Origin of the sequence: Acidovorax delafieldii (genome assembly GCF_007993815.1) — a bacterium.
In the GTDB taxonomy this organism is placed as follows: Bacteria; Pseudomonadota; Gammaproteobacteria; order Burkholderiales; family Burkholderiaceae_C; genus Acidovorax; species Acidovorax delafieldii.
The window spans coordinates 964,233-989,864 of the sequence record NZ_VJWE01000011.1 but is presented as its reverse complement, the minus strand read 5'-3'; the positions used below and the strand labels follow the sequence as shown (position 1 = coordinate 989,864).

Sequence of the window (25,632 nt, the reverse complement as noted above, 5' to 3'; positions counted from 1 at the left end):
CATGGTCACCAAAAAACCCAAGGGCCTCGGCCGAGGCCTGGAAGCCCTGCTGGGCCCCAAGGTCGAAGACAAAGTGGAGCAGGCCCAGGCCGCCGACGCGGGCCTGCCCAGCAGCCTGCCGCTCTCCGAGCTGGTGCCGGGTGTGTACCAGCCGCGCACGCGCATGGACGAGGGCGCGCTGTACGAGCTGGCCGAGTCCATCAAGGTCCAGGGCGTCATGCAGCCTATCCTGGTGCGGCGCCTCGCGGGGGGTGAACACGCAGGTAAGTACGAAATCATTGCGGGCGAGCGGCGTTTTCGGGCCTCCCGCCTGGCGGGCCTGGCCGAGGTGCCGGTGCTGGTGCGCGATGTGCCGGACGAGTCGGCCGCCGCCATGGCGCTCATCGAAAACATTCAGCGCGAAGACCTCAACCCGCTGGAAGAAGCCCAGGGCCTGCAGCGCCTGGTCAAGGAGTTTGGCCTGACGCATGAGCTGGCAGCCCAGGCCGTGGGCCGCTCGCGCAGCGCCGCCAGCAACCTGCTGCGCCTGTTGAATCTGGCCGAGCCCGTGCAGACCATGCTGATGGCGGGCGACATCGACATGGGCCATGCGCGTGCACTGCTGTCGCTGGATCGCGCCGCGCAGATCACGGCGGGTAACCAGATCGCGGCCAAGAAGCTATCGGTGCGCGAGGCCGAGGCCCTGGTCAAAAAGATCGGCGCCGAGTTCAGCCTGGTGCCGCAAAAGCCCCAGAAGGAAAAGTCGCGCGACCTCAAGCGCGTGGAAGAAGAACTGTCGGACCTGCTCATGGCCGAGGTCGAAGTGCGCGTCAAGAAACGCGTCAAGCGCAACGGCCGGGTGGAGGACATGGGCGAGCTGGCGATCCAGTTCGGGTCGCTGGAGGCTTTGAACGGCCTGATCGACCGCCTGCGCGGCTGACCCTCTCATCGCTCCGGGGTGCGGGGTTGTTGCCGCGCAAGATGGCGTGAAATAGCGCACACAAACGGTTTCCACAAGTAACTTGCAGGGGCAAAATGCGTCCTTGCGGGGCCTACACTGCGCTGCGTTCAACACACCCGGGTTGACCGCAAGGCCTCTTCACAGGGCGGCGACGACGCTGCTTTGCGGCCCATGATGGTTTGCCGGGTGATCCATGTATCTCCTGGAGCAGACCTGATGACAACCCCTTTGCGCTACCTGACCCCCGCCTGCCTGGCCGCTGGCCTGTGCATTGCCAGCCTGGGCGCCCAGGCCCAAAACACCAAGGCTCCCAAGGTGCAGCTGTGGATGGACCTGTCCACCGGCACCATGGCCGGCATGCCCGAGATGGACAGCCTGCCCGGTGGTGGCGGCATGCTCAGCGGCCTCATGGGGGGCATGGGCGGCGGCGCTGCGCCGGGCATGGGGGGCGGCAGCAACACGTCGTATGGCAACGCCCGCGCCATGTCCATCATGCCGCCGCGCGTCATCGATATCGCCTTGCACAACAGCCTGCGCCCCGGCGTTGAGGCCAGCCAGTCCATCCCGCCCGGCATGCGCATGGGCGAGTCCCTGCCGCTGATCCCGCCGCGTGCCCAGCCCACCCAGACCGAGCCGGGCGAAGTGCCGCGTGAGTACCAGCAACAGCAGCTCAAGGGCCGCATCCTGCTGTACTGGGGCTGCGGTAGCGCGGTGCGTGCGGGCCAGCCCCGCGTGATCGATCTGGCACGTGCCAAGCCCTCCGACTACGCCCAGGCCTTCGCGGGCCGTGCCGTGCCGGACCGGGGCCCGCGCGTGGGCCCGGTCTATGCGCTGTACCCCAACGAACGCAACCAGGTCAGCCTGTCGCGGGACAGCTCGGTGGTGGGCGAGCACCAGGTGCGTGGCGATGGCGTGCCTGCCTCCATGAAATTTACCCTGGGCGCGGCGCAGGACCTGATGCCCGCCATCGACCTGCGCACCACCGGCAAGCCGCAGGACAGCATGGGCACCAGCTGGCAGCCCGTGCGCAATGCGCGTGCCTACTACCTGCATGCCATGTCACAGAGCGGGGACGATCTCATCATGTGGTCCAGCGCCGAGACGCCGGACACCGGCATGGGCCTGTTCGACTACCTCTCGCCCGCCACCATCGACCGCTGGCTCAAGGAGCGCGTGCTGCTGCAGCCCGAGACCACCCAATGCGCCATCCCGCAGGGCATCTTTGCGGGTGGCGGGCGCGATGCCACGCCCATGTTACGCATGATGGCCTACGGTGGCGAGAGCCACATCGTGTACCCACCCCGCCCGGCCGACCCCAAGGCTGCGTGGGAGCCTGAATGGTCGGTGCGTGTGCGGGTGAAGTCACACACCATGGCCATGCTGGGTGAAGAGATGCAGGGGCGCCGTGGTGGCATGGGCACGGCACCCGGCGCACCGTCGGGCGGCACAGGCGCTTACTCCAGCGGCATGGGCGGTGCACCCGCAGGCCAGCCACCTGCGGGCGACGGCGGCACGGACGCGGGCAACGTGGTCAACCCCGTCAATCTGCTGCGCGGCATTTTTGGCCGCTGAGAACGGAACCATGCTGGCCCTGCGCATGCCCTGGCCCCTGCCTGCACTGGCGGCGTGGGCGTGCGCGTGGCTAATTTTTGTAGCGCTGCAGCGGGCGGTTCCGCCGGTGGCCGCGTTGCTGGTGGCCTGCCTGCTGGGCACGGCTGCCAGTGTGCTGGGCGACAGCTGGTGGCGGCGCGGGCTGATTGCCGCCGGGTTTCCTTTGTCACTGGCGCTGCTGGGGGCGGCCAGCCTGCCCACGTGGGCGTGGCTGGTGCCGCTGTCGTTGTTGTTGCTGGTCTATCCGCTCAATGCGTGGCGCGATGCGCCCCTGTTCCCCACTCCGCGCCACGCGTTGCAGTCTCTGGCCGTGCAGGCGCCGCTGCCTTTGGGCGCGCGGGTGCTCGACGCAGGCTGTGGCCTGGGCGATGGCCTCAAGGCCCTGCGCCATGCCTACCCTGCCGCCCAGCTCGACGGGCTGGAGTGGAGCTGGCCGCTGCGCCTGCTGTGCGCCCTGCGCTGCCCCTGGGCGCGGGTGCAGCGTGCCGACATGTGGAAGGCCGACTGGAGCGCCTACCAGATGGTGTACCTGTTCCAACGGCCCGAGAGCATGGCCCGCGCGGCCGCCAAGGCCCAGGCTGAGCTGGCGCCTGGCGCGTGGCTGGTGAGCCTGGAGTTTGCGGTGCCGGGCTGGCTGCCCAGCGCCCAGCTGCGTGCGCCCGGCGGGCGGGTGGTGTGGCTGTACCGCATGCCGCGCCAGCAGCAGGAGGGATGACATGCACACCATGCTCCACTGTGCCGGTCCCTGTGTCCGTCTGCGTCACCGGCCCCACACGGTTACAGAAAAGATACAAGCTTTTGCTACATTGCGCGGCTGGCTACAACCCCATACACAACAACCAAGAAACTCACAGCCAGAGGGGGCCGCACACAGCACGTATCCGCGCCGGGAGGGGGCGCACGGGCTGCCAGCACCCGCCTTGACCGGACTTCCACCACGCACGCCGTATTCACAGCACCCTCCCTCTGGCGGGGCTGTTGCACGGCTGCGCGTGGTAAGCGCGGGGTGTTTCTGGTGAGCAACCGACCGATCTGCAAGGAGCATCCATGACCGCCCACCCACCCCGTTTCCGTCCGCGCCTGCTATGGGCCCTGGCACTGAGCGCGGCCCTCACCGGCTGCGCCACCATGCAGAGCCATGACAAGCTGGCCACCGACATGCAAACCGCCGGGCGCAGTGGCGGCATCCCCGCCGCGCTGGCCAGCCTGGAGAGCACGGCCAAGACTGAAGAAGAAAAAACGGCGCTGCTCTACAACATGGAACGCGGCGAACTGCTGCGCATGGACCGCCGCTACCCCGACAGCACCAACGCCTTCCTGCTGGCTGACAACAAGGTCAAGGAATGGGAAGAAACCGCCAAGACCAACCCCTCCAAGCTGATGGGCACCGTGGGCGCCGCCCTGGTGAGCGAGCGCCTGAAGGTCTATGAAGGCCAGGATTACGAAAAGGTATGGCTGACCACGCGCCTGGCGCTCAACCGCATGGCCGTGGGTGATTTTGAAAACGCCCGCGTGGACATCAAGCGCACCCACGAGCGCGAAGCCATCATTGCCGAATTCCGCGCCAAGGAAACGCTGGCCGCTGAAGAGGAAGCCAAGTCCAAGGGCGCCACATCGGGTGGCAAGGAGCTGAATGGCTACCCCGTCGAGACCCTCAACGACCCCGAGGTGCTGGCGCTCAAGAACGGCTACTCCAACGCGCTGAGCCACTACCTGGCCGGCTTCCTGTACGAAATGCTCAACGAGCCCGGCCTGGCCGCGCCCGGCTACCGCAAGGCCATCGAGCTCAAGCCCGACACCCCCGTGCTGGAGGAAGGCCTGCGCGGCCTGGACAACCGCACCGGCTTCACTTGGAAGCGCCGCCAGCGCATGACCGATGTGCTCTTCATCGTCGAGGCCGGTGACGCGCCTGCACGCAAGCCCAAGGCCTTCACCATCCCCGTTCCCACCGGCCGTGGCCTGGTCACCGCCAGCATTTCGTACCCCGTGATCGAGCCTTCCAAGGATGCGCCCCTGACGGTGGTGTCGGCCGCTGGTACCGACCTCAAGCTCGAAAAAGTGGTGGACGTGAACGTGATGGCCCGCCGTGCCCTCAAGGACGAAATGCCGGGCATGGTGCTGCGTGGCTTCACCCGCGCCGTGGCCAAGGGCGTGCTGCAGAACGAGCTGCAAAAGCGTGGCGGTCTGATCGGCGGCATCATCGGTGCCGCTGCCTCGGTAGCCACCGAGCAGGCCGACGACCGCCTGTGGCGCATGCTGCCCGGCCGCGTGTATGTGGCCCGTGGCTACTTGCCTCCTGGCGAGCACACCGTCACCATCAATGGCCGCCAGTTGCCACAGCCGATCAAGATCGACGGCCAGTATGCTCTGGTGCCCCTGCGCATGTATGACAACAGCGTGCTGATCGGCGACGTGGCCATGCTGGGCCAGCTGCCCACGGTGGCGGCCGCACCCCAGCCGGCTCCCGCCGCAGCAGCGGCACCCGCGGCCCCGGTGCGCACCACCAACAACAACCGCGCCCGCACCGTGCCCTCGTCCACCGTCAAGCCCACGGCCGCCCAGCCTGCAGCGGCTGCCAAGAACTGACCCCTGTTTCTGACCCCATTCAAGGAGCCTCTGGCATGAGAACCCGTTTTGTCCCCGCCGCGATCCCTGCAGTGCTGTGCGCGGCCCTGATGACCCTGGCTGGCAACGCCAGCGCCCAGTTGCATGACCCCGCCACGCCGCTGGCCGTGGCGGCCAAGGTGGCGCTGCGAGGCGAGGCCAACAGCATCGCCGTGCGCGAGATGCGCATCGTGCGCAAGAACGACATCCTGGTGGTGCAGGCCGACATGGCCAACATGGGCCGCACCGACCGCACCGTGTTCTACCGCTTCAAGTGGCTGGACAACGTGGGCAACCAGGTGGGCGATGGCGAGTCCTGGAAGCAGATGAGCGTGCTGGGCTTGGGCCAGCAGACTGTCAAGAGCGTGGCGCCTACCTCTGCGGCTGTCGATCTGCGCCTGGAAATGAATGTGGAGCCGCGCTGATCGCGCCGCACCAATCCCTGTTTGAGTGAGGAGTAAACCAACATGAACACCAAGAACCGCATCCAGCGCAGCGCGCTGATCCTGGCCTTTGCGGCCAGCACCCTGGCCCTGTCGGCCTGCCAGAACCTGTCGTCCCCCACCGTGCGTTTTGACCGCCAGGTCAACTACGGCGACGCCAAGGCCGTCGAGCTGGTGACCAACGAGTTCGGTTCCACCGACCTGCAGATGATTGCCGAGAAGATGACCGGCGGTTTGCTCGAAACCGGCATCTTCCAGGGCCGCCCCACGGTGACGATCTCCACCGTGAAGAACAAGACCAGCGAGTACATCGACACCACCAACGTGATGAACTCCATCCAGACCGCGCTGGTCAAGTCCGGCAAGGTGCGTTTTGTGCGCTCCATCAACGAGATGCAGGCCGGTGTGGACGAGCTGCAGCGCCAGAACCAGAGCGGCCTGTACAAGCAGGGCACCACCGCCAAGGTCGGTCAGATGACCGCCGCCAAGTACAGCATGGAAGGCGAGCTGACCAGCATCGTCAAGCAGAACAACAGCACCAAGGACGTGTACTACAAGTTCACGCTGAAGCTGTTTGATGTGCAGGAAGGCACGATCGAGTGGCAGGACGAGAAAGAAATCAGAAAGACCAGCAAGCGCTGATCTGCCCCAAGGAGCACACCATGCAACGCAGAATCACCCTCCACACGGCCCTGGCCGTGATCGCGGCCACCACGCTGGCCTGGGGCACGGGCGCGCAGGCGCAGCAGCCCGGCGCCGCGCCCAAGATCGCCGTGACCGACCTGGCCTATGCCCAGCGCGTGTCCGAATACTTCCTGGCCGGCACCTACCAGCGCAGCAGCCAGATGAGCGCCCAGGGCAGCCAGGGCGGCAGCCACAGCCATGGCATGTACGGCGGCGGGGGCTCGTACTCCGGCCAGCAGTCCATGCAGGCGTCCGAGCAGGCCAGCGGCACCTATGTGGCCGGGCGCTACAGCTACATCGAGCAGCGCGAGCTGGGCGGCTATACCAACGACATCAAGGGCGCCATCCTGCAGGGCACGTACTTCCGCCTGGTGCAGGGCAAGGGCTTTGACGCTGGCAAGCCCCAGCCCAGCAAGGCCGAGCAGGTGCTCAACCAGGTGCAGGGCGGCAAGATGGCCACGCCCCAGGCACAGCCCCAGGTCAATGACGTGATCACCCGGATCAAGAAGGGCGAGTTCAACGGCGCCGACTACGTGCTGTTCGGCGTGGTGTCCAGCATCGAGTTCACCGACGCGCTCTCGCCCCTGCAGGGCACCACCAGCGCCACGCGCCAGTACGGCCTGCAGCTGCTGGCCGACTTCTCGCTCATCAACACCAAGACCTACGAGATCAAGGCCGCGTTCTCCGCCCAGGGCGAAGGCAACGACACCAAGATCCTGTCGATCCGCGGCGACATTGCGCCCCCCAACCGGGCCAAGGTGATGCGCGAAACCTCGCTGTCGCTGGCGCAGGACGTGTACCAGCAGCTCGCGGTGCAACTGGGCTACACCGACGCCAACCTGGCGCGCGGTGTGCGCCCACCGGTGGTGTACCAGCAAGGCGGCCAGCCCATGCCCGTGCCGCAACCGCAGCAGCCCGAGCAGGTGCTGATCCTCAAGTAGCCGAGATTTTTGACAACCTCTTGAGGATGACGCACTGCTTGGCCCCTGCGCCGCACATTGCTGCGGCAAACAGGGCGCCTCGGTCCGCCCAGGCCAGCCATGTGCTGGCTTTTTTTATGCCTGTGCTGATGGGTATGGCGGGTGTGCTGGCCGGGTGCACGCAACCGCCCCAGACCTTCTATGCGGCTGCGGCCTCTGAATCGCTGGCCCAGGTGTATGGCAACGATCCGTCAGGTGCTGTAGCAGCGCGAACCGTAGCGCCGGACCCGGATGCCATGTCGCCCTCCACTTTCACTTCCCGGCCTCTGCCGGGTGCACAAGGGGCCATGCTGCAGGCACTGCAACGCAACGGGCGCACGCCGCCGCTGCGCTACCGGGTGATCGTGATCCCGGGCTCCGGCTGTGCAGGCATGGGGCCCATTGCGGAGCGCTACTTTGCGGGATTGCTGCATGCCCAGGTGCTGGTGCTGCACAAGCCCGGCGTAGACCCTCAGACCCGCACGGCATCTGCAGACTGCGGGCCCGACTTTGTGCAGCAAGACCGGTTGTCGGCGTGGGTTGCGCACGCCCGCGTCGCGCTGCAGGCCGATGCCCTGCAGCGCGAACGCGATGGTGCCCCGGCGCTGCCGCAATTGCTGGTGGGCATTTCGGAAGGTGCGGAGCTGTTGACGGCCCTGGCGCCCGAGGTGCCGGGGCTCGCTGGCCTGGTGGTGCTGGCTTCCAGCGGCCTGGACCCGCAGGAAGCGGGCGCGCTGCAGGCGCAACGCCTGGGTGCCCAGGCCGATTGGGACGCGCTGGGACGTTTTCAGCGGGGGCGCATGCCCGACAGCACCGTGCTGCAAGGCCGCAGCCTGGGCTACTGGCGTGACCTGTGGAACTGGCCACTGGCCCTGCCGCTGGTGCAAAGTCCCTGGCCGCTCCTGCAGGTGTGGGGCGGGGACGATGCCCTGGTGCCGCAGGTGGCGTACGAACGCTTTGCGGTGCTGGCATCCGCCCGTACTGAGCCCTATTGTGCGCGGCGCATCGACGGCGCCGACCATGGACTGCAACGCCGCCATGCCAGCGAGGGCACAGAGGATGGTGTGCAGCAGGTGTGGGCCTGGACGGAGCAGTGGGCGCGGGCCCCCACAGCAGGTCTGTGTGCTTCGCTGCTCGGCGCCCAGGGCGTCATCAAGCCTGCGCAGTGACGCCTGCCTCGCCCGGCCAGGTCACCTACCCTGAACGGGCCTGAGACTCTGTCGGCGGTTGCTCAAGGCACGGCGTAGATTTGCCCAAACGTTCCGCGCTCCAGCATCTCGCTGGGTGAGGTGCCATAGCCCGCAAATACCTGCGTGCCGCGTAAGCCCGACACATCGGCAGCTGCCAGGATGGGCACCATGTGGCTGCCCAGCGTGGCGGGGCTGGCTGCGGGCAGGTTCCCGTCCGCTACAGGCACCCAGCCTCCGGGCGACAGCGCAAACAGTCCCGCGCCTGGCACCAGGGCTGCCACGTACAGGCCTCCGGCGCGCCCGGCGTCGGGTGCCGAAACCTGGATCGCCGCCCACAGGTTCAGCTGCTGCAGTGGACCCGATGTGGAGGCTGAAAACACAGGGGTGGCACTGGTGTACGGTACCCGCGCACTGTCGCTGTCAAAGCCGGGTTGGGCCATGACCGGACTGAGGTCCACCGCCTCGAAAGCCGTGTGCGGCACGGACTGGACCTGCGAGATGGTGGCATCGCTCCACAGGCGGCTGGGGTCGCCGGTGATGTACATGTCCGAACCACCATCGGCGATGTACATGCCGTAGGTCTTGAGTGCCTGCAGGATGGCCCGGGCCTGCACGCTGTAGTTCTGAGGCACGGGGTAGTCCGCACGCAGCCGGAACAGCTGGCCCATGGGGGGCTTGCTGGCCGAGGCGTCCCCATTGCGGGTGAGGTGCCGTGCGGGCCAGGTGTAGCTGGTTCGGATCTTGTGACTCTGGATGGTGAAGCGAAGCGCATGGCGGATGTCGCCAGCGCTCGCCTCGTCGGCCTTGAGCAGCAGGGGCAGTATCGGAAACCCGGCCGCGTCTGCTGAAGTCCATCCCGCAGGCCGCAGCGCGTTGGACCGCAGGTCGAAGGCGGCGCTGCCGTAGATGTCCCAGCCCCCATCGGGCCGGGTGTAGCTCAGGTAGCTTTCCCACAGCGTGCAGGTGTCGGTGTCCACGGTCAGGATATGGTGGTCGTTGTAGACCGCCTTGTTGCCGCTGATGCCGCCCTCCACCAGGGGCTGCGGCGGAATGGGCAAGCGTGCGGGCTCGCGCAGGCCTGTGCAAGGCCGCACAAGGCTTTCGTCACCCCGCGCGCAGTCGCTCTCGTCGGGGGCTCCATCGCCATCAAAGTGCACCGTCGGCCACCCGAAGCTGCGGCCTTGGACCACGTTGTACGGGATGCCCCAGTACTCGGGGCTGCGCATGTCCTCGCTCTGGCCCAGGTCCAGGTGCAGGCGTCGTGGGGTACTGCTGATGGTCTGCAGGAAAGCTGCCGACTGAGGGTGCACCGGAAAGTTGTCGATGGGCGTATTGAAGAGGTGGTCTGGCGGTAGCACCGGGCAGTTGCCGATGAGCGGTGGTCCAGCCATGGCCAGCGGCACCAGGGCGGCCGACAGGCAGGCAAGGGTTGCACGTACGAACTTCATAGGGTCTCCGGCCGAGGGGGGAGGGCAACAGCCTCCCGACAGGCGGGTATAGCGCAAACCTCCAGGGGATGCCAGGGCTATCGCGTGACAGCCTGTTACCTGCTGGCCGCAGTCAGGGCCGGGGCCGATACATCCTGAACAGCTGCTCTGGCCCCACAGTGAAATAGTCCGCCGGCCCGCCGCCGCGCAGGATGTGCCCCGCGTTCGCGGTGTCGTACACGCCGTCCTTCAGCAGCGCCTGATCGATGTGCACGGCCACCACCTCGCCCAGCACCAGCCAGGTATCCACCAGGGCCCCGTCCACCCCCTGCAGCTGCAGGATCTGCGTGCTGCGGCATTCAAAGGTGACCGGGCTTTCGGCCACGCGCGGGGGGCGCACGCGGGTGGAGGGCAGGGGGGTCAGACCGGTCAGGTTGAACTCGCTCACTTCAGGTGGCACGGCCGCGCAGCTCTGGTTCATCACCTCGGCCAGGTCGCGGGTGGCGAGGTTCCACACAAACTCGCCCGTGGCCTGCACGTTGCGTACGGTGTCCTTGTAGCCAATGCTGGCAAAGCCCACGATGGGGGGCACGTAGTTGAAGGCGTTGAAAAAGCTGTAGGGCGCGAGGTTGGTCGCTCCCGTGGCGCTTTGCGTGGAGATCCAGCCGATGGGGCGGGGCCCCACGATGGCGTTGAACGGGTCGTGCGGCAGGCCGTGGCCCAGGCGGGGTTCGTAGCTGTGGAAGGTGCGTGGGGGCTGTGGAGTGGTCATGGGGCTCGGCAGGGTGGGGCGAACAAGCGGACACCTTAGCGGCAGACGCGGCGCGCTGCAGTCATCGGGGTATCTGCATGCTCACTTTTTCATAGCTGTCCGGGCATATGGTTCTAGCGCACAGGGGCAACAGGAGGCAGATATCGGCCTACAGAGCTCCCGTATGCCCTGGTTAAGGCTCAGCACGGCGTGGTCATGCCGTAACGCCCGGCAGCCTCGGTAGCACGCACCGCACGGGGCTACGGGACCACGGCTGCCGGCTGCTGCTGCCCCAAAAACCGTCCCGGCGGCTGCCCCACCGACTTGCGCACCATGGCGCTGAAGGCGCTCGCGCTGTAGCCCAGCTCGGCGGCGATCTGGCCCATGGGCATGCGGCCGGCGGCCAGCGACACGGCCTTGGCCAGGATCACCTGCTGGCGCCATTGGGTGAAGGTGCTGCCCAGTTCGGAGCGGAACAGGCGTGCCACCGTGCGGGGGCTGGCGCCCGTGTCCTGCGCCCAGTCGGCCAGGGTGTCGTGGCGCGTGGGGTCGGCCAACACGGCCTCGCACAGGTGGCGCAGGCGCTTGTCCTGGGGCAGGTCCACGCCCAGCTTCACGGCGGCGGCACGGGCCAGTTCGTCGCGCACCAGGGCGCTCAGGTGCTGCTCGCGTCGCAGGTCGGCGGGGCTGATCGCGGCGCCGCCATCGGGTGCGGTGGGCATCTCGCGCACCAGGGCGCGCAGCAGGTCGGACACCTCCAGCACGCGGCACTGGCGCCATGCGTCTTCCTGGTCGCGCGGCACGCCGGGGCCGCAGCGCCCCCGGGGCTGGTGAAAGTACAGCGTGCGCAGGTCGGCGTCTTCCACCATGGTCACGGCATGTTCCACACCGGGCGGAATCCACAGCGCGCGCGAGGGCGGCACGATGTAGGTGCCGTGGTTCACCGTGAGCCTGATCACGCCCGTGGTCGATATTGCCACCTGCGCCCAGGGGTGGCTGTGGGGCATCACCTGCGTGTCGGCGGCCAGCCAGCGCAGCTTGGCGCGCACCGGGCGGGCGGCGGTGGGCACAAACAGCTCGGGCGTGAGCGAGTCCACGTACGACATCCCGCGCGGCTTGCCGGCCTGGGCGCGAGGCACGACCTCGGCGGCGAAGTGTTCCACCACCGGTTCGGTAGGGGTGGGGGGCCTGGTGGGTGGGTTTGGCATGTTTGCGATAGAAATTGGCCGTCTATCGTAAACCTGCCGAGGGCATGCTGCCTAAGATCCAACCCATGACTGCTTCCACCTCCGGCGCTACCGCCACCACTGCCAACCCCGTCCCCCTGCGGCAGGACGCCCGCACCATCGGCCTGATCGGCCTGGCCCACGGCAGCTCGCACTTCTTTCACATGCTGCTGCCGCCGCTGTTTCCGTGGCTGATCGGGGAGTTCGGCTTCAGCTATTCCGAGCTGGGCCTGCTGGTGTCGGTGTTCTTCGTGATCTCGGGCGTGGGCCAGGCGCTGTCGGGTTTCCTGGTGGACCGGGTGGGCGCGCGACCTGTGATGTTTTTTGCGCTGTCCAGCTTTGCCGCGGCGGGGCTGGCGGCGGGCACGGCGCAGGGCTACACGGGCCTGCTGCTCGCGGCGGCTTTGGCGGGGCTGGGCAATGCACCGTTCCACCCGGTGGACTTCACCATCCTCAACAAGCGCGTGTCGCCCCAGCGCCTGGGGCATGGCTTCTCGGTGCACGGCATCAGCGGCAACCTGGGCTGGGCGACGGCCCCGGTGTTCATGGCGGGCATTGCTACCGCTACGGGCTCGTGGCGCACGGCCTGCCTGTGCGGCGCGCTGCTGGCCCTCACGGTGCTGGCCATCATGGTGTGGAACCGCGATGCCATTGATGACCGCCAGGGAGCCTGGGCCCACCAGGCCAAGGGCGGCGCGGCGGCGGCGAAGCCCGAGCACCCCATGGCCTTCCTCAGGCTGCCTTCGGTGTGGCTGTGTTTCTCGTTCTTCTTCTGGAGCACCTGCGCACTCAGCGCCATCCAGAGCTTTGCCAGCCCGGCGCTGCAGTCCATGTACGGCCTGCCGTTGAGCGTGACGGCCATGGTGGTCACGGGCTACATGCTGTGTGGCGCGGCGGGCATGCTGGTGGGCGGCTTTCTGGTGGGGCGTGTGCAGCGGCTGGAGAAGATCATCTCCGTGTGCCTGCTGGGCTCGGCCGCGCTGCTGGTGGTGGTGGCCTCGGGGCTGCTGCCCGGCATGGCGGCGCTGGTGGTGGCCTCGGTGGCGGGGCTGGGCACGGGCCTGGCGGGCCCCTCGCGCGACATGCTGATCAAGCGCGCCGCGCCCCCCGGTGCCACGGGCCGCGTGTATGGCACGGTGTACTCGGGGCTGGACCTGGGCTTTTGCCTGGCGGCACCGGTGTTTGGCGCCATGCTGGACCACGGCATGACGGCGGGCATTTTCTACGGCTCGGCCGTGACGCTGGGCCTGAGCGTGGTGTCGGCCGCGCTCGTGGGGGTGGGCGTGGCAGCGCGGGCGGCACGGCCCGTGCCTGCAGCGGCCTGAAGGGGCCACGGGGCGGGGGCTCTGTACGGCGCCCAGCACGCCGCGCGGGCCTGTGTTGCAATCGCGGTCGGTGGCGCCGGGGCCCTGTTTGGCAGGGTTCGCAACGGCGCCCTTTGTTTTCAACGCACTTCCAGGACACCGCCCATGACGAACCCCATGTACAACGCTAGCATCCCTGTCTTTCGCCAGATGCTGGGCTCGCTCCAGGACATCCTGGCCAAGACCGAGGCCCATGCCATGGCCCGCAAGATCGAGCCGGACGCATTGCTGCAGGCCCGCTTGTTCCCCGACATGTTCCCCATGGCCCGCCAGGTGCTGATCGCCTGCGACTTTGCCAAGGGCGTGGCCGCGCGCCTGGCCGGTGTGGAGGTGCCTTCGCTGCCCGACGCCGAGCGCCCCGGTTTTGCCGACCTGGCCGAGCGCATCCGCACGGTGCTGGCGTTCATCGAAGGCTTACCGCAGGCAGCCTTTGCCGAGGCCGCCACGCGCCAGATCACCATCCAGCCCGGCACGCCGCGCGAAAAGCAGTTTGTGGGTGAACACTACCTGCTGCACTACGGCCTGCCCCAGTTCTTCTTCCACGTGAACGCGACCTACGCCATCGCGCGCCACAACGGCGTGGAACTGGGCAAGCGCGACTACATGGGCAAGTTCTGACCCTGGGCCCTGTCCTGGGGCGCCAAGGTGCCCCGGGTGCTGCCGTGTGGGGCCAGGCATGCAGATATGGGCAAAAAATGGCCCGTAGCGCTAGTGAAACATGCCTGATGCGCTATCAAATTTGTAGTATTGAACACGACGCCTAGTGCGGATAAAAAAGACAACGGAGACCCGACCCATGCCCACCCCCCGTGCCACACCACGCACCCTGCCAGCCCTGGCGCTGGCCGGCGTGACCTGCCTGCTTTCTGCCTGCGCGCCGGGGCCCACACAACCACTAGCTTCGGCGCCGGTGAGTGCCACGGCCGAGGCCGCGCCCACGGCCACCCCGTGCCCCAAGGACCTGGCGCCCATCGCCCGCTGCCTGTCGGGCAAGGACTCGGCCGGTGCGTACTACCTGGTGGCGGTGCCGCAGCAGTGGAACGGCCACCTGGTGCTGCACGCCCACGGTGGCCCGGCACTGGGCGCGCCGAAGATGGAGCGGTCGGTGGAGGACCTGGAGCGCTGGGCCATCATGGTCCGCGCGGGGTACGCCTGGGCGGGCAGCACCTTCCGCCAGGGCGGTGTGGAGGTGCGTGCCGCGGCCGAGGACACCGAGCGGCTGCGCCAGATCTTCGTGCGCCACGTCGCCCAGCCGCAGCGCACCATCCTGCACGGCCAGTCCTGGGGCGCCAGCGTGGCGGCCAAGGGGGCCGAGATGTTCCAGACCACGGCCGATGGCAAGCGCCCCTACGACGCCGTGCTGCTCACCAGCGGCGTGCTGGCGGGCGGAACGCGCTCTTACGACTTTCGCACCGACCTGCGCGTGGTCTACCAGTACCTGTGCAACAACCACCCCCGGCCCACCGAGGTGCAGTACCCGCTGAACATCGGCCTGCCTGCCGATGCGGCGATGACGCAGGCGGACCTGACCGCGCGCGTGAACGAATGCCTGGCGCTGAACAAGCCGGTGGCCGAGCGCACGCCCGAGCAGCAGCGCAAAGTCAAAACCATCGTGGATGTGATCCGCATCCCGGCCAGCTCCATCCAGGGCCACATGAACTGGGCCACCTTCCACTTCCGCGACGTGGTGCAGCACCGCACGGGCGGCGCCAGTCCGTTTGGCAACCGGGGTGTGCAATACCGAGGTTCGCCCGACGATGCCGCTCTGAACGCCGCCGTGCTGCGCTACCGTGCAGACCCTGCCGCTGTGGCCCGCTTTGCGCAGGACACCGACCTGACCGGCCGCATCCCCGTGCCCGTGCTCACCGTCAAGGGCGTGGACGACCCCACGGCCTTTGTCGAGCTGGACGCAGCCTTCCGGGCCACCATGGCGCAAGGCGGCAGCGCGGCGCGCCTGGTGCAGACCTTTACCCAGCACAACACCCACAGCTACCTGAGCGACCCCACCTACCCCACGCTCATGACCGCGCTGCTGCGCTGGGTGGACGCGGGCGACAAGCCCACGCCCGAGGGCATTGCGCAGCAGTGCGCAGGCATGGAGGCCACGTTCGGCAAGGGCTGCGCCTTCCTGCCTGGCTATGTGCCGGCGGCGCTGAACACCCGCGTGGCCGACCGCGAGCGGCCGTAGATTGTTTTCTCTTGCGGTTCCCGCCGCGCCATAAAAAAAGGCCCCGCAGAGCGGGGCCTTTTTCATTTGCCGCTGCAGCACAGGGCCGCAGCAGCGGTGGGGCCGGACTCAGGCCGCCACGGCCTTGAGGGCTTCATTCAGCGTCTTGCTGGGGCGCATCACGGCGTCCAGCTTGGCCACGTCGGGCAGGTAGTAGCCACCGATGTCGGCGGGTGCACCCTGCACGGCAGCCAGTTCGGCCACGATGGTCTGCTCGTTGTCGGCCAGTTGCTTGGCCAGTGGGGCGAACAGTTGGGCCAGTTCGGCATCGGCCGTTTGCGTGGCCAGCTCTTGCGCCCAGTACAGGGCCAGGTAGAACTGGCTGCCACGGTTGTCCAGCTGGCCGGTCTTGGGCGAGGGGTTCTTGTTGTTGTCCAGCAGCTTGCCTGTGGCGGCGTCCAGCGTCTGGGCCAGGATCTTGGCCTTGCCGTTGCCGGTCTTCAGGCCCAGGTCTTCCAGCGACACGGCCAGCGCCAGGAATTCACCCAGCGAATCCCAGCGCAGGTGGTTTTCTTCCACCAGCTGCTGCACGTGCTTGGGGGCCGAGCCGCCCGCGCCGGTTTCGTACATGCCGCCGCCGGCCATCAAAGGCACGATGGACAGCATCTTGGCCGAGGTGCCCAGTTCCATGATGGGGAACAGGTCGGTCAGGTAATCGCGCAGGATGTTGCCGGTGGCGCTGATGGTGTCCAGGCCACGGATCACGCGCTCCAGCGTGTAGCGCATCGCACGCACCTGGCTCATGATCTGGATGTCCAGGCCGGTGGTGTTGTGCTCGTGCAGGTACATCTTGACCTTGGTGATCAGCTGCGCTTCGTGCGGACGGTACGAGTCGAGCCAGAACACCACGGGCATGCCGGAGTTGCGGGCGCGGTTCACGGCCAGCTTCACCCAGTCGCGGATCGCGGCGTCCTTCACCTGGCACATGCGCCAGATGTCGCCTTGCTCCACGTTCTGGCTCAGCAGCACTTCGCCGGTGGCCAGGTCGGTGATGTTGGCCACGCCGTCTTCGGGGATCTCGAAGGTCTTGTCGTGGCTGCCGTATTCCTCGGCCTGCTGGGCCATCAGGCCCACGTTGGGCACCGTGCCCATGGTCTTGGGGTCGAACGCGCCGTGCCATTTGCAGAAGTTGATGATCTCCTGGTAGATGCGAGCGAAGGTCGATTCAGGCATCACGGCCTTCACGTCCTTCAGGCGGCCGTTGGCGTCCCACATCTTGCCGCCGTTGCGGATCATGGCGGGCATGGAGGCGTCCACGATGATGTCGTTGGGCGAGTGGAAGTTGGTGATGCCCTTGGCCGAGTCGACCATGGCCAGCTCGGGACGGTGCTCGTGGCAGGCGTGCAGGTCGCGCTTGATCTCGTCGCGCTGGCTTTGCGGCAGGGTTTCGATCTTGGTGTACAGGTCCACCATGCCGTTGTTCACGTTCACGCCCAGCTCTTCAAAGGTCTTGGCGTGTTTGGCGAACGCGTCCTTGTAGAAGATGCGCACGCAGTGGCCGAACACGATGGGGTGGGACACCTTCATCATCGTGGCCTTCACGTGCAGCGAGAACATCACGCCGGTCTTGCGCGCGTCTTCGATTTCCTTCTCGTAGAACTCCAGCAGCGCCTTCTTGCTCATGAACATGCTGTCGATCACTTCGCGGTCGAGCAGGCTGACCTTGGGCTTCAGAACGATGGCCTTGCCGCTCTTGGTGATCAGCTCCATCTTCACGTCACGGGCGCGGTCCAGCGTCATGGACTTTTCGCCGTGGTAGAAGTCGCCGGCGTGCATGTGCGACACATGCGAACGCGAGGCCTGGCTCCACTCGGCCATGCTGTGCGGGTTCTTGCGGGCGTATTCCTTCACGGCCTTGGGCGCACGGCGGTCGGAGTTGCCTTCGCGCAGCACGGGGTTCACGGCCGAGCCGGTGCACTTGCTGTAGCGGGCCTTGATTTCTTTCTCTTTGTCGTCCTTGGGCTGGTCCGGGTAGTCGGGCAGGGCGTAGCCCTTGGCCTGCAGCTCGGCGATGGCTGCCTTGAGCTGCGACACGGACGCGGAGATGTTGGGCAGCTTGATGATGTTGGCATCGGGCTGCAGCGTCTTCTTGCCCAGCTCGGCCAGGTTGTTGGGCACGCGCTGTTCTTCGGTCAGGTAGTCGGAGAACTCACCCAGGATGCGCGCTGCCACCGAGATGTCGCTCTCCAGCACGTTGATGCCTGCCGGTGCCGCAAACGTGCGAATGATGGGCAGGAAGGAAGCCGTGGCCAGACGGGGTGCTTCGTCGGTCAGGGTGTAGATGATGGAAGGTTGCTGGGTCGTCATGGCTTGTCTCACGAAACAGAGTAGGTAGATGCCCCCGGCTGCGTCGCAGCGGGGCCAAACGCGGATGCTCTCTGATTCTCCTTGCTCGGGGCTGTCACTGCCCGCTGTTTTTGCAATCGAATCTCACAATGCAAAATTATCATAAGCCCAGGGCACTTTTTTTCACCAAATAGGTGGTAATCACCCTGCGGCCTTCTGCAGTTTGACCCCGTTGGCGCTCGCGCGCCACCCCCCGCAGACCCTAGGAACTCCCCCCAGGAACCGCCAACACGCGGCCAGGCAGGACGGCAAACTGCGTCCAGTGCGCTGGCAGGGTGTCGGGTGCCGTGCCGGTGAAAGCCCCGAAGGCGGGCAGGATCAACTGCCCGTCGCCCCAGCCAAAGCAAGGCGCCCGCAGCGCATCGCGCGCCGGGCCGCGCAGCCGCAGCGTGGGGTGCAGATGCCCGGCGAGCACCGTGTGGCCTGCCACGGCCTGCGGGTGGTGGCAGGCCAGCACGGGCGCATCGGTCGAAGGCAACCAGGGCTCATTGACCAGCGCCATTGCCAGCGCTGCCGGCGGATCGCCCGCGTGTTGGTCATGGTTGCCGCGCACCAGGGTCATCGCCACACGGGCATGGCGCTGGCGCCAGGGCAGCAGCTGATGCCACAGCGCATCGGCCGCGCCGCTGCGCGCGTGCAGGAAGTCACCTAGAAACACCAGGTGATCGGCGCCGGTGGCAGCGAGCACCGCGTCCAGCCGCGCCAGGTTGTCGGCCGTGGTGCCGTGGGGCACCGGCTGGCCTGCGCGGCGGAAGGTGGCAGCCTTGCCGAAATGCACATCCGCCACCAGCACCATGTGCGCGGCGGGCCACCACAGGGCGCGCTGGGGCAGCAGTTGCAGTGCGGTGCCGCAGGGCAGGGTAATGGCGTGCGCACCGATGGGGGGCGTAGGGACAGCCGGCGTTCCGAGGGCTGCTGTGTGAAGGGGGAGCGTGGTCATCGTGCTCAGAATCCGTGGCGTCTGCGGGTGCGGCGGGGGGGGGGGGGGGCGCCCGCTGCACGGCGCGCGCGTTGTGTGCGGGCGCCGGAGCTATCGGGCAGGTCCCACGCCATATCTGTGGACTGCACCGCGTGCTGCGCCAGGTGGGTGCCCGTGGTCGCGTCGGCCGCCTGCTCCAGCGCCTGCACCATGCGCGCCAGACGGTCGGCCAGGGTCTCGGTGCTCAGGCGCTCGCGAAAGCGTTCCACCATCAGCGGCAGGGCAAACGGGGTGGGGCGCTCCAGGGCGTGGATGGACAGGGTCTGCGCCTGCATGCCGCGCAGCGTGCGGGCCAGCCGGTCCATGTCCAGCTCGTTCGTCAGCAGCTCGGCGCGTGCTTGGGCCAGCAGCAGGTTGTCGGGGTCGTACTGCGCAAACACGTCGTAGTACAGCGACGACGAGGCCTGCAGCTGGCGGCTGCTGCGCTGCTCGCCCGGGTGGCTCTGAAAGATCAGGCCCGCGATGCGCGCGATCTCGCGAAAGCGCCTGCGCGCCATCTCGGTGGCGTTCAGGCTGGCCAGCACTTCGTCTTCGAGCCCGCGACCGATGGTGGTGTGAGTGCCTTCGCCAATCAGCCGCGGAAGCAGCGTGGCCCAGTCCACCGGCTTGGCCGACAGCAGCTCCAGCCCATAGTCGTTGACCGCGATGGAGAAGGTGTTGGGCACCTGCTGCGATGCGCGCCAGCCCAGCAGCCCGGCCAGGCCCAGGTGCACCAGGCGCCCCGCCAGCGGGTACAGGTACAGGTGCCAGCCCTCGCGCGTGTGCAGGGTTTCGGCCACCAGGCGGCCCGGGGTGGGCAGGGCCGACCAGGCCTGCTGCAGCTCCAGCAGCGGCCGGACGCAGCGCATCTCGGGCGTGGTGAACTGGCCGCGCTCCGCCTGCGCCAGCTGTTCCAGCATCGCATCGGCCAGCGTGTTCGACAGCGGCATGCGCCCGCCGCTCCAGCGCGGCAGCGCAGCGCTGCCCCTGGGGGCGATGCGCACATAGGCCGTCATCTGCTGGGTGCGCACCAGCTCCAGCAGCCGGCCTGCAAACATGAACACATCGCCCTTGCGCAGCCGGGCGATGAAGCTCTCTTCCACCGAGCCCAGGCGCCCGCCGCTCACGAACTGCACCTGCATGCTGGCATCGCTCACGATGGTGCCGATGTTGCTGCGGTGGCGGCGCGCCAGGCGGGCATCGGGCACGCGCCAGATACCTTCGTCGTCGGGCACCACGCGGTGAAAGTCCGGGTAGGTGGCCAGCGATGCGCCGCCCTGGCGCACGAACTGCAGCGCCCACTGCCAGTCGTTGTCAGCCAAGGCGGCGTAGGCGGGTGTGCGGCGCACCTCGGCCAGCAGCGCATCGGGCACAAAGCCGCCGCCCAGCGCCACGGTGACCAGGTGCTGCACCAGCACGTCGAGCGGCGCACGCGGAGTGTGCCGGTCTTCAATACGGCCCTGCGCCAGGGCGTGGCGCGCGGCGGCGGCCTCCACCAGCTCCAGGCTGTGCGTGGGCACCAGCGTGATGCTGGAGCTGCGCCCCGGCGCATGGCCCGAGCGGCCCGCACGCTGCACCAGCCGCGCCACGCCCTTGGCCGAACCGATCTGCAGCACCTGCTCCACCGGCAAAAAGTCCACGCCCAGGTCCAGGCTCGATGTGCACACCACGGCCTTGAGCTGCCCGGCTTTGAGGCCTTGCTCCACCCAGTCGCGCACCTCATGCCCCAGCGACCCATGGTGCAGCGCAATGGTGCCGGCCCAGTCGGGCCGTGCCTCCAGCAGCGCCTGGTACCAGCGCTCCGCCTGAGACCGGGTGTTGGTGAACACCAAGGTGGACGCTGCCGCTTCGATCGACTGCACCACCTGCGGCAGCAGGCTCAGCCCCATGTGGCCCGCCCACGCAAAGCGGTCGGCACGCGCAGGCAGCATCACCTGCACCTCCAGCCGCTTGTCGATACGGCCCTGCACCAGCACGGCGGGCGGTGGCTGTGACCCGTCCGGCACGGGCTGCGGCAGCAAGGTGTGCAGCGCCTCATCCAGGTTGCCCAGCGTGGCCGACATGCCCCACACCTGCAGCGCCGGGTTCCAGCCCGACAGGCGCGCCAGCGCCAGCTGCACCTGCACGCCGCGCTTGTTGCCCACCAGCTCGTGCCACTCATCCACCACCACCAGGCGCACGCTGGCCAGGCGCTCACGCGCATCGGCGCGGGCCAGCAGCAGCGACACGCTTTCGGGCGTGGTCACCAGCAGCGTGGGCAGGCGGCGGTCTTGCGCGGCGCGTTCGCCGCTGGCGGTGTCGCCGGTGCGCAGGCCGCTGGTCCAGGTGGGGGCCAGTTCGGGCAGAGGTGTCTGCAGGGCGCGCAGCGAATCGGCAGCGAGTGCACGCATGGGCGTGATCCACAGCACGGTGAGGGGCGGTGCCGCAGCGCGGCGCGTGCGCAGGGCGGTGCGGGCGTTGGATGCTTCTGCAGGCGCAGGTGCAGCATCGGCCTGCGCCAAGTGCTGCAGCGCGCCCAGCCACACCGCATAGGTCTTGCCCGCGCCCGTGGTGGCGTGCAGCAGGCCCGAGCGGCCCTCGCCCATCGCGCGCCACACGTCTTGCTGGAAGCCGAAGGGCTGCCACCCGCGCGCCGCCATCCAGGCGGCTGCGGCACTCGGTGCCACCGGGGGCAGGGGCTTGCGCGGGCGGCGCGTCGTGCTCATGCGGCCGCGTCCTGCCCCGGCAGCAGTGCCATCAGCGTTTGCAAGGTATCGGCCTCGGCCACGGGTTTGTCTTGCCGCCAGCGCAGCATGCGCGGAAAGCGCACCGCAATGCCGCTCTTGTGGCGCGGGCTGCGCGCAATGCCTTCGAAGCCCAGCTCAAACACCAGCGTCGCGTCCACGCTGCGCACGGGCCCGAAGCTCTCGCGCGTGGTCTTGCGGATGATGGCGTCCACCTGCGCAATCTCGGCATCCGTCAGGCCCGAATAGGCCTTGGCAAAAGGCACCAGCTGCCGGTCTGGGTCGTCCTGCGGCCCGGTCCACACGGCAAAGGTGTAGTCGGTGTAGAGGCTTGCGCGGCGGCCATGCCCACGCTGGGCGTAGATGAGCACCGCATCCACGCTCATGGGGTCGATCTTCCACTTCCACCACACGCCCACATCCTTGGTGCGGCCCACACCGTACTGCGCGCTGCGGTGCTTGAGCATGAAACCCTCGGTGCCCATACTGCGCGCGGCCTCGCGCTGGCGTGCCAGGTTGTGCCAGTCGGCGCCATGCAGCAAATCGCTCAGGCGCAGGGCCTGGTGCGGTGCGGGTGCGATGGTGGTTTCATCAGGCTGTTGCAGCGTGGCCTCCAGCAGCGCACGGCGGGCCTGCTGCGGCTCTTGGCGCAGGTCCTGCCCGGCGTGTTCGAGCAGGTCGTAGGCCACCAGCACCACGGGCAGCTCGCGCAGCAGTTTGGGGGTCAGCGTCTTGCGGCCCAGGCGCTTTTGCAGATCGGCAAAGGGGCGGGGTTGGGGCTCGCCCGGCAGCCACACGAGGATCTCGCCATCGACCACCGTGCCATCGGCCAGCTGCGCCATCGCAGCCTCGGCCAGTTCAGGGAAGCGGTCGGTCACCAGTTCCTCGCCGCGCGACCAGATCCACACCGCGCCCGCCCGCCGCACGATCTGCGCGCGGATGCCGTCCCACTTCCACTCCACCAACCAGTCGCCGGGCGTGCCCAGCAGTGCGGGCATTTCGGCCACGGTCTGGTTGAACGGGTGGGCCAGGAAGAACGGGTAGGGCTGGCCCGCATCGGCAGCATCATGCGTACCGGCATCGTCGTCCACCGGCGCGATCAGCGCCTGGTAGTCGCTGGCCTGCGGCTGCCGGCCGATCTGCGTGTAGCCCATCAGGCGGTGGGCGATGCGCTTGGGGTCCAGCGCGCTCACCGTGGCCAGCGCCTGCGTGACCTGCAGGCGCGACGCCCCCACGCGGAAGTTGCCGGTGATGAGCTTGAAGTACACAAAGCGCTGCTCAGGTGCCAGCCTGTCCCATTGCGTGCGCAGACGGGTATCGGCCTCATCGGGCGGCAGGGCGCGCAGGGGCAGCAGCTGGGCCATCCATTCGGCCAGTGTCAGTTCGGTGGGTTGGGTGGGCGGGGGCAGCAGCAGCGCCAGCGTTTCGGCCAGGTCGCCCACGGCTTGGTAGCTTTCTTCAAACAGCCACTCGGGCAGGCCAGCGGCCTCTTGAGCCAGCGCTTTCAGGCGCTTGGTGGGCACCATCTGGCGGGGTTTGCCGCCTGCGAGAAAGTAGGTGGCCCAGGCCGCATCAGCGGGCGGTGCAGCACGAAGGTACGCCACCAGCGCTGTGAGTTTGGCCGACTGCGCGGTGGTGGCGTCGAGCGCCTGGAACAGCTGGGCAAAGGCCTTCATGCGGCTGCCTCAGGTGTGGGTGTGCCGCCTGGCACCTCAGGCGCTGCTCCTGCATCGTCCTCGTTGTCATCGGCGCCGTATTCGGTGGCGAACACCTGGGCGTCCAGCCCTTGCTCGCACAGCCAGCGCACCATCACGGCCGTGCTGCCGTGCGTCACGATGACGCGCTCCGCGCCCGTGGCGCCAATGGCTTTTTGCAAGCTGGGCCAGTCGGCGTGGTCGCTCATCACAAAGCCCCGGTCCACCCCCCGGCGTCGGCGTGCGCCGCGCACCAGCATCCAGCCGCTGGCAAACGCGTCGGAGTGTTCGCCAAACCGCTTGAGCCAGGGTGTGTCCGCAGCCGAGGGCGGGGCCAGCACGAGCGCGCGTTTCAGGTCGGCCTTGGTGAGGCCAGGGTCCGTCACGCGCAGCGTGGGCGGCAGGTCCACGCCCGCCGCGCGATACACGGCGTTGAGCGGCTCCACCGCCCCATGCACCACGATGGGCCCGATGCTGGCATCCACCCCGTGCAGCAGACGCTGCGCCTTGCCGAAGGCGTAGGCATACAGCACGCTGGCCTTGCCCGCCGCTGCATTGGCAGCCCACCAGGCATTGATGTCGGCAAACAGCGCGGGCTGCGACGGCCAGCGGTAGATGGGCAGGCCGAAGGTGGATTCGGTGATGAAGGTGTGGCAGCGCACCGGCTCGAACGGCGGACAGGTGCCATCGTCTTCCAGTTTGTAGTCGCCCGAGGCCACCCACACCTGGCCACCTTGTTCGACGCGCACCTGGGCCGACCCCAGCACGTGCCCGGCCGGGTGCAGCGAAACGCGCACGCCATGGTGGTCGATGACCTCGCCGTAGGCCAGCGTCTGCAGCGCGATGTCCGCCCCCAGCCGGTTGCGCAGCGTGCCCGCGCTGTCGTGGTGCGCCAGGTAGTGGGCCGAACCCATGCGCGCATGGTCTGAATGGGCGTGCGTGATCACGGCCCGCTCCACCGGCCGCCAGGGGTCGATGTAGAAGTCGCCGGGCGGGCAGTACAGGCCTTCGGGGCGGTGAACGATCAATTCGTTGCAGGACATGCGTGTGGCATCGTAGGCGGCAAGGCAAAGCCGGTGGGGCTGCCCGGGTTTGCCCGGTGGGGTGTTGCAGGCAATTTTGACGTCCAATCTGCCACAAGCGCCGGTGTTTTATGTCTCACTTGCTATCAATAATGAAGCATATTGAGCTGTTGGGCCGTGCCGCTGAAGGCGCGTCCTTGCCCATCATCCCGCCATCGGTTGCGCCGTCTGCAGGACTGCGCCGCGTTCTGCGCGTGGTCGGCTGTCTTTACGGCAGAAAACCACGCCCGTACGATGGCGGTCGCCTGCGGCCCAGACCCGCAGCCAGGGACTCATCCATGCGCTTGTATCCGTCGTATCGGTCGCTTTTTGTCGTGCTCTACGGCCCGGTTTTGGGCCTCGTGGCCGCATCAGCCGCTGCCCAGGCCCCTTCGGGCGCCGCGCCGCGCACCAACGCCTTCAACGACCCCTTCGTCCAGGTCACCCAAGCCATCCCGCAATGCCCCGTTCCCGAAGGGCCCCTGTACACCGAGGCCGAGGTGCGCGAACTGGCGCATGTGCGCTCTCAGCATGGCGGCAGCTGCCACCGCGTGGGGCGCTGTCGCCTGCCCAACTCCTACCTGTACGACGCCGAGATCATCCCGCGCGTGCAGCGCTACATCCAGCAGGACGGCCGCTTTGACGACACCAGCGTGTGGGTGCTGGGCGAGCGGCGGCTGGTGACGCTCAAGGGCTGCGTGCAGTCGCAAGCGCAGTCTGATGCGCTGGAGAAGGCTGTGTGGCTGGTAGACGATGTGATGGGAGTGATCAACCTGCTGCAGGTGGGGACGGATGCGGCGGCGGCGCGGTACCCGTTGCTCAGACCTTGACGGCGCCCTGAACAAGGGCAGGCTGCGCTTCAGTCGAAATGGGTGATTGAGAAACGCACACTCGCCTGGCCGTTGTTCTTAGGCAGTGCATGCATGCCCAATACAACCAAGTCTCCTCGTGCCGACCGGTATTGCACTTCACGGAGGGTAGGCACCACCGTACTCAGGTTGGTGTTGTATGCGGGTGTGGGGTCCGTGCCGTCACGGGATGCTGTGGAGTGCTGCAGCCCCTGGCCCAAGAGTTGAGCATCCAAGGCATTCCAGACCCGCTCGCCTGCGCCAGCTGCCGTGGTGAAGCCAAGCTGCGATTGCGGCGGCTTGTTGCCATCGCCCACCGATCCGAAGTATTCCTGATCCTCTGCACCCTCCGGTACTCCCAGGCTTCGAATCAATCGCGATATGCCCGCGTAGTAAACAGGAGATCCGGGCTGCGCCACGAAATCCTCCATAGAAAATATGTAGCCGATGGTGATGAGCAGGCCACACAGGGCGGCGAAGGCTACACCCGCCAGGGACAGGATCACGGTTCGGATGGAGGTGCGGCTCATAGGGCAGATCGTTGGGCACCGGATTGTGGTGCTGAGCAACGTGTCC

The 25,632-nt window shown here is 67.7% G+C and carries 21 protein-coding genes; 12 read left to right on the top strand and 9 right to left on the bottom strand.

Translation table 11 applies throughout. The annotated features are described in order from the left end of the window. The first annotated feature begins 1 nt into the window (after nt 1). From ATF69_RS07265 to ATF69_RS07230, 8 genes are all read left to right on the top strand, one after another. Nucleotides 2-919, top strand: coding sequence for a ParB/RepB/Spo0J family partition protein (locus tag ATF69_RS07265; RefSeq protein WP_146870383.1), 918 nt, complete (start codon nt 2-4; stop codon nt 917-919). A gap of 237 nt (nt 920-1,156) precedes the next feature. Next, a complete protein-coding gene (locus ATF69_RS07260) occupies nt 1,157-2,512 on the top strand; it encodes a hypothetical protein (protein ID WP_146870382.1) in 1,356 nt (451 codons plus the stop codon). A gap of 10 nt (nt 2,513-2,522) precedes the next feature. After that, entirely contained in the window at nt 2,523-3,266 is a 744-nt protein-coding gene (locus ATF69_RS07255; RefSeq protein ID WP_146870380.1) for a class I SAM-dependent methyltransferase, read from the top strand. A gap of 332 nt (nt 3,267-3,598) precedes the next feature. Beyond that, nucleotides 3,599-5,137 (top strand): COG3014 family protein, encoded by a 1,539-nt coding sequence (locus ATF69_RS07250; RefSeq protein WP_108500335.1) that lies wholly within the window; start codon nt 3,599-3,601, stop codon nt 5,135-5,137. Between the two features lie 35 nt (nt 5,138-5,172). After that, nucleotides 5,173-5,580, top strand: coding sequence for a YcfL family putative periplasmic lipoprotein (locus ATF69_RS07245; RefSeq protein ID WP_056056988.1), 408 nt, complete (start codon nt 5,173-5,175; stop codon nt 5,578-5,580). Nucleotides 5,581-5,622: 42 nt separating this feature from the next. Further along, nucleotides 5,623-6,240 carry a penicillin-binding protein activator LpoB gene (gene lpoB, locus ATF69_RS07240; protein ID WP_056742439.1) on the top strand — a complete coding sequence of 206 codons (618 nt, stop codon included), beginning with the start codon at nt 5,623-5,625 and terminating at the stop codon, nt 6,238-6,240. A gap of 20 nt (nt 6,241-6,260) precedes the next feature. Next, nucleotides 6,261-7,223, top strand: a complete 963-nt coding sequence (locus tag ATF69_RS07235) for a hypothetical protein (protein WP_056742436.1) — start codon at nt 6,261-6,263, stop codon at nt 7,221-7,223. A 101-nt stretch (nt 7,224-7,324) separates the two neighbouring features. Beyond that, complete coding sequence (locus ATF69_RS07230) at nt 7,325-8,410, top strand: alpha/beta hydrolase (protein ID WP_244303672.1); 1,086 nt, start codon at nt 7,325-7,327, stop codon at nt 8,408-8,410. 62 nt (nt 8,411-8,472) lie between these two features. Here ATF69_RS07230 and ATF69_RS07225 read toward each other — a convergent pair whose 3' ends face one another. The 3 genes from ATF69_RS07225 to ATF69_RS07215 form a co-directional block, all read right to left on the bottom strand. Further along, on the bottom strand, nt 8,473-9,879 hold the full coding sequence (locus ATF69_RS07225; protein ID WP_146870378.1) for a hypothetical protein: 1,407 nt from the start codon (nt 9,877-9,879) through the stop codon (nt 8,473-8,475). A 112-nt stretch (nt 9,880-9,991) separates the two neighbouring features. Further along, nucleotides 9,992-10,630, bottom strand: a complete 639-nt coding sequence (locus tag ATF69_RS07220) for a flavin reductase family protein (protein WP_146870376.1) — start codon at nt 10,628-10,630, stop codon at nt 9,992-9,994. A gap of 239 nt (nt 10,631-10,869) precedes the next feature. Continuing rightward, on the bottom strand, nt 10,870-11,817 hold the full coding sequence (locus ATF69_RS07215) for an AraC family transcriptional regulator (protein WP_056742430.1): 948 nt from the start codon (nt 11,815-11,817) through the stop codon (nt 10,870-10,872). Nucleotides 11,818-11,882: 65 nt separating this feature from the next. Between ATF69_RS07215 and ATF69_RS07210 the strand changes: the two genes are divergently transcribed. The 3 genes from ATF69_RS07210 (at nt 11,883) to ATF69_RS07200 (ending at nt 15,387) form a co-directional block, all read left to right on the top strand. After that, nucleotides 11,883-13,160 carry an MFS transporter gene (locus ATF69_RS07210; RefSeq protein ID WP_146870374.1) on the top strand — a complete coding sequence of 426 codons (1,278 nt, stop codon included), beginning with the start codon at nt 11,883-11,885 and terminating at the stop codon, nt 13,158-13,160. Nucleotides 13,161-13,304: 144 nt separating this feature from the next. Then, nucleotides 13,305-13,817 (top strand): DUF1993 domain-containing protein, encoded by a 513-nt coding sequence (locus ATF69_RS07205; protein ID WP_146870372.1) that lies wholly within the window; start codon nt 13,305-13,307, stop codon nt 13,815-13,817. A gap of 178 nt (nt 13,818-13,995) precedes the next feature. Then, nucleotides 13,996-15,387, top strand: coding sequence for a hypothetical protein (locus ATF69_RS07200; RefSeq protein ID WP_146870370.1), 1,392 nt, complete (start codon nt 13,996-13,998; stop codon nt 15,385-15,387). 108 nt (nt 15,388-15,495) lie between these two features. Here the strand turns inward: ATF69_RS07200 and ATF69_RS07195 are convergent, their stop codons facing one another. The 5 genes from ATF69_RS07195 to ATF69_RS07175 form a co-directional block, all read right to left on the bottom strand. Further along, complete coding sequence (locus ATF69_RS07195; RefSeq protein ID WP_121941539.1) at nt 15,496-17,733, bottom strand: NADP-dependent isocitrate dehydrogenase; 2,238 nt, start codon at nt 17,731-17,733, stop codon at nt 15,496-15,498. A gap of 241 nt (nt 17,734-17,974) precedes the next feature. After that, a complete protein-coding gene (gene pdeM / locus ATF69_RS07190) occupies nt 17,975-18,712 on the bottom strand; it encodes a ligase-associated DNA damage response endonuclease PdeM (RefSeq protein ID WP_146870368.1) in 738 nt (245 codons plus the stop codon). A gap of 5 nt (nt 18,713-18,717) precedes the next feature. Beyond that, entirely contained in the window at nt 18,718-21,435 is a 2,718-nt protein-coding gene (locus ATF69_RS07185; protein ID WP_146870366.1) for a ligase-associated DNA damage response DEXH box helicase, read from the bottom strand. Beyond that, nucleotides 21,432-23,129, bottom strand: a complete 1,698-nt coding sequence (locus ATF69_RS07180) for an ATP-dependent DNA ligase (RefSeq protein ID WP_146870365.1) — start codon at nt 23,127-23,129, stop codon at nt 21,432-21,434. The genes ATF69_RS07185 and ATF69_RS07180 overlap by 4 nt, the downstream gene beginning before the upstream one ends. Further along, complete coding sequence (locus ATF69_RS07175; RefSeq protein ID WP_146870363.1) at nt 23,126-24,190, bottom strand: ligase-associated DNA damage response exonuclease; 1,065 nt, start codon at nt 24,188-24,190, stop codon at nt 23,126-23,128. Before ATF69_RS07175 ends, ATF69_RS07180 begins: the two co-directional genes overlap by 4 nt. 317 nt (nt 24,191-24,507) lie before the next feature. Here ATF69_RS07175 and ATF69_RS07170 point away from each other — a divergent pair, with 317 nt between their 5' ends. Beyond that, nucleotides 24,508-25,038 (top strand): BON domain-containing protein, encoded by a 531-nt coding sequence (locus tag ATF69_RS07170; RefSeq protein WP_146870362.1) that lies wholly within the window; start codon nt 24,508-24,510, stop codon nt 25,036-25,038. A 29-nt stretch (nt 25,039-25,067) separates the two neighbouring features. Here the strand turns inward: ATF69_RS07170 and ATF69_RS07165 are convergent, their stop codons facing one another. Then, on the bottom strand, nt 25,068-25,586 hold the full coding sequence (locus ATF69_RS07165) for a hypothetical protein (protein ID WP_146870360.1): 519 nt from the start codon (nt 25,584-25,586) through the stop codon (nt 25,068-25,070). Nucleotides 25,587-25,632: the final 46 nt, after the last annotated feature.

What these genes read in the sequence shown, in the direction of transcription:
- ATF69_RS07195 (WP_121941539.1), bottom strand. Translation starts at nt 17,733, where the DNA reads ATGACGACCCAGCAACCTTCCATCATCTACACCCTGACCGACGAAGCA.
- ATF69_RS07165 (WP_146870360.1), bottom strand. Translation starts at nt 25,586, where the DNA reads ATGAGCCGCACCTCCATCCGAACCGTGATCCTGTCCCTGGCGGGTGTA.
- ATF69_RS07170 (WP_146870362.1), top strand. Translation starts at nt 24,508, where the DNA reads ATGCGCTTGTATCCGTCGTATCGGTCGCTTTTTGTCGTGCTCTACGGC.
- ATF69_RS07200 (WP_146870370.1), top strand. Translation starts at nt 13,996, where the DNA reads ATGCCCACCCCCCGTGCCACACCACGCACCCTGCCAGCCCTGGCGCTG.
- ATF69_RS07220 (WP_146870376.1), bottom strand. Translation starts at nt 10,630, where the DNA reads ATGACCACTCCACAGCCCCCACGCACCTTCCACAGCTACGAACCCCGC.
- ATF69_RS07185 (WP_146870366.1), bottom strand. Translation starts at nt 21,435, where the DNA reads ATGAGCACGACGCGCCGCCCGCGCAAGCCCCTGCCCCCGGTGGCACCG.
- ATF69_RS07205 (WP_146870372.1), top strand. Translation starts at nt 13,305, where the DNA reads ATGACGAACCCCATGTACAACGCTAGCATCCCTGTCTTTCGCCAGATG.
- pdeM (WP_146870368.1), bottom strand. Translation starts at nt 18,712, where the DNA reads ATGACCACGCTCCCCCTTCACACAGCAGCCCTCGGAACGCCGGCTGTC.
- ATF69_RS07260 (WP_146870382.1), top strand. Translation starts at nt 1,157, where the DNA reads ATGACAACCCCTTTGCGCTACCTGACCCCCGCCTGCCTGGCCGCTGGC.
- ATF69_RS07215 (WP_056742430.1), bottom strand. Translation starts at nt 11,817, where the DNA reads ATGCCAAACCCACCCACCAGGCCCCCCACCCCTACCGAACCGGTGGTG.
- ATF69_RS07245 (WP_056056988.1), top strand. Translation starts at nt 5,173, where the DNA reads ATGAGAACCCGTTTTGTCCCCGCCGCGATCCCTGCAGTGCTGTGCGCG.
- ATF69_RS07235 (WP_056742436.1), top strand. Translation starts at nt 6,261, where the DNA reads ATGCAACGCAGAATCACCCTCCACACGGCCCTGGCCGTGATCGCGGCC.
- ATF69_RS07180 (WP_146870365.1), bottom strand. Translation starts at nt 23,129, where the DNA reads ATGAAGGCCTTTGCCCAGCTGTTCCAGGCGCTCGACGCCACCACCGCG.
- lpoB (WP_056742439.1), top strand. Translation starts at nt 5,623, where the DNA reads ATGAACACCAAGAACCGCATCCAGCGCAGCGCGCTGATCCTGGCCTTT.
- ATF69_RS07265 (WP_146870383.1), top strand. Translation starts at nt 2, where the DNA reads ATGGTCACCAAAAAACCCAAGGGCCTCGGCCGAGGCCTGGAAGCCCTG.
- ATF69_RS07255 (WP_146870380.1), top strand. Translation starts at nt 2,523, where the DNA reads ATGCTGGCCCTGCGCATGCCCTGGCCCCTGCCTGCACTGGCGGCGTGG.
- ATF69_RS07225 (WP_146870378.1), bottom strand. Translation starts at nt 9,879, where the DNA reads ATGAAGTTCGTACGTGCAACCCTTGCCTGCCTGTCGGCCGCCCTGGTG.
- ATF69_RS07250 (WP_108500335.1), top strand. Translation starts at nt 3,599, where the DNA reads ATGACCGCCCACCCACCCCGTTTCCGTCCGCGCCTGCTATGGGCCCTG.
- ATF69_RS07210 (WP_146870374.1), top strand. Translation starts at nt 11,883, where the DNA reads ATGACTGCTTCCACCTCCGGCGCTACCGCCACCACTGCCAACCCCGTC.
- ATF69_RS07175 (WP_146870363.1), bottom strand. Translation starts at nt 24,190, where the DNA reads ATGTCCTGCAACGAATTGATCGTTCACCGCCCCGAAGGCCTGTACTGC.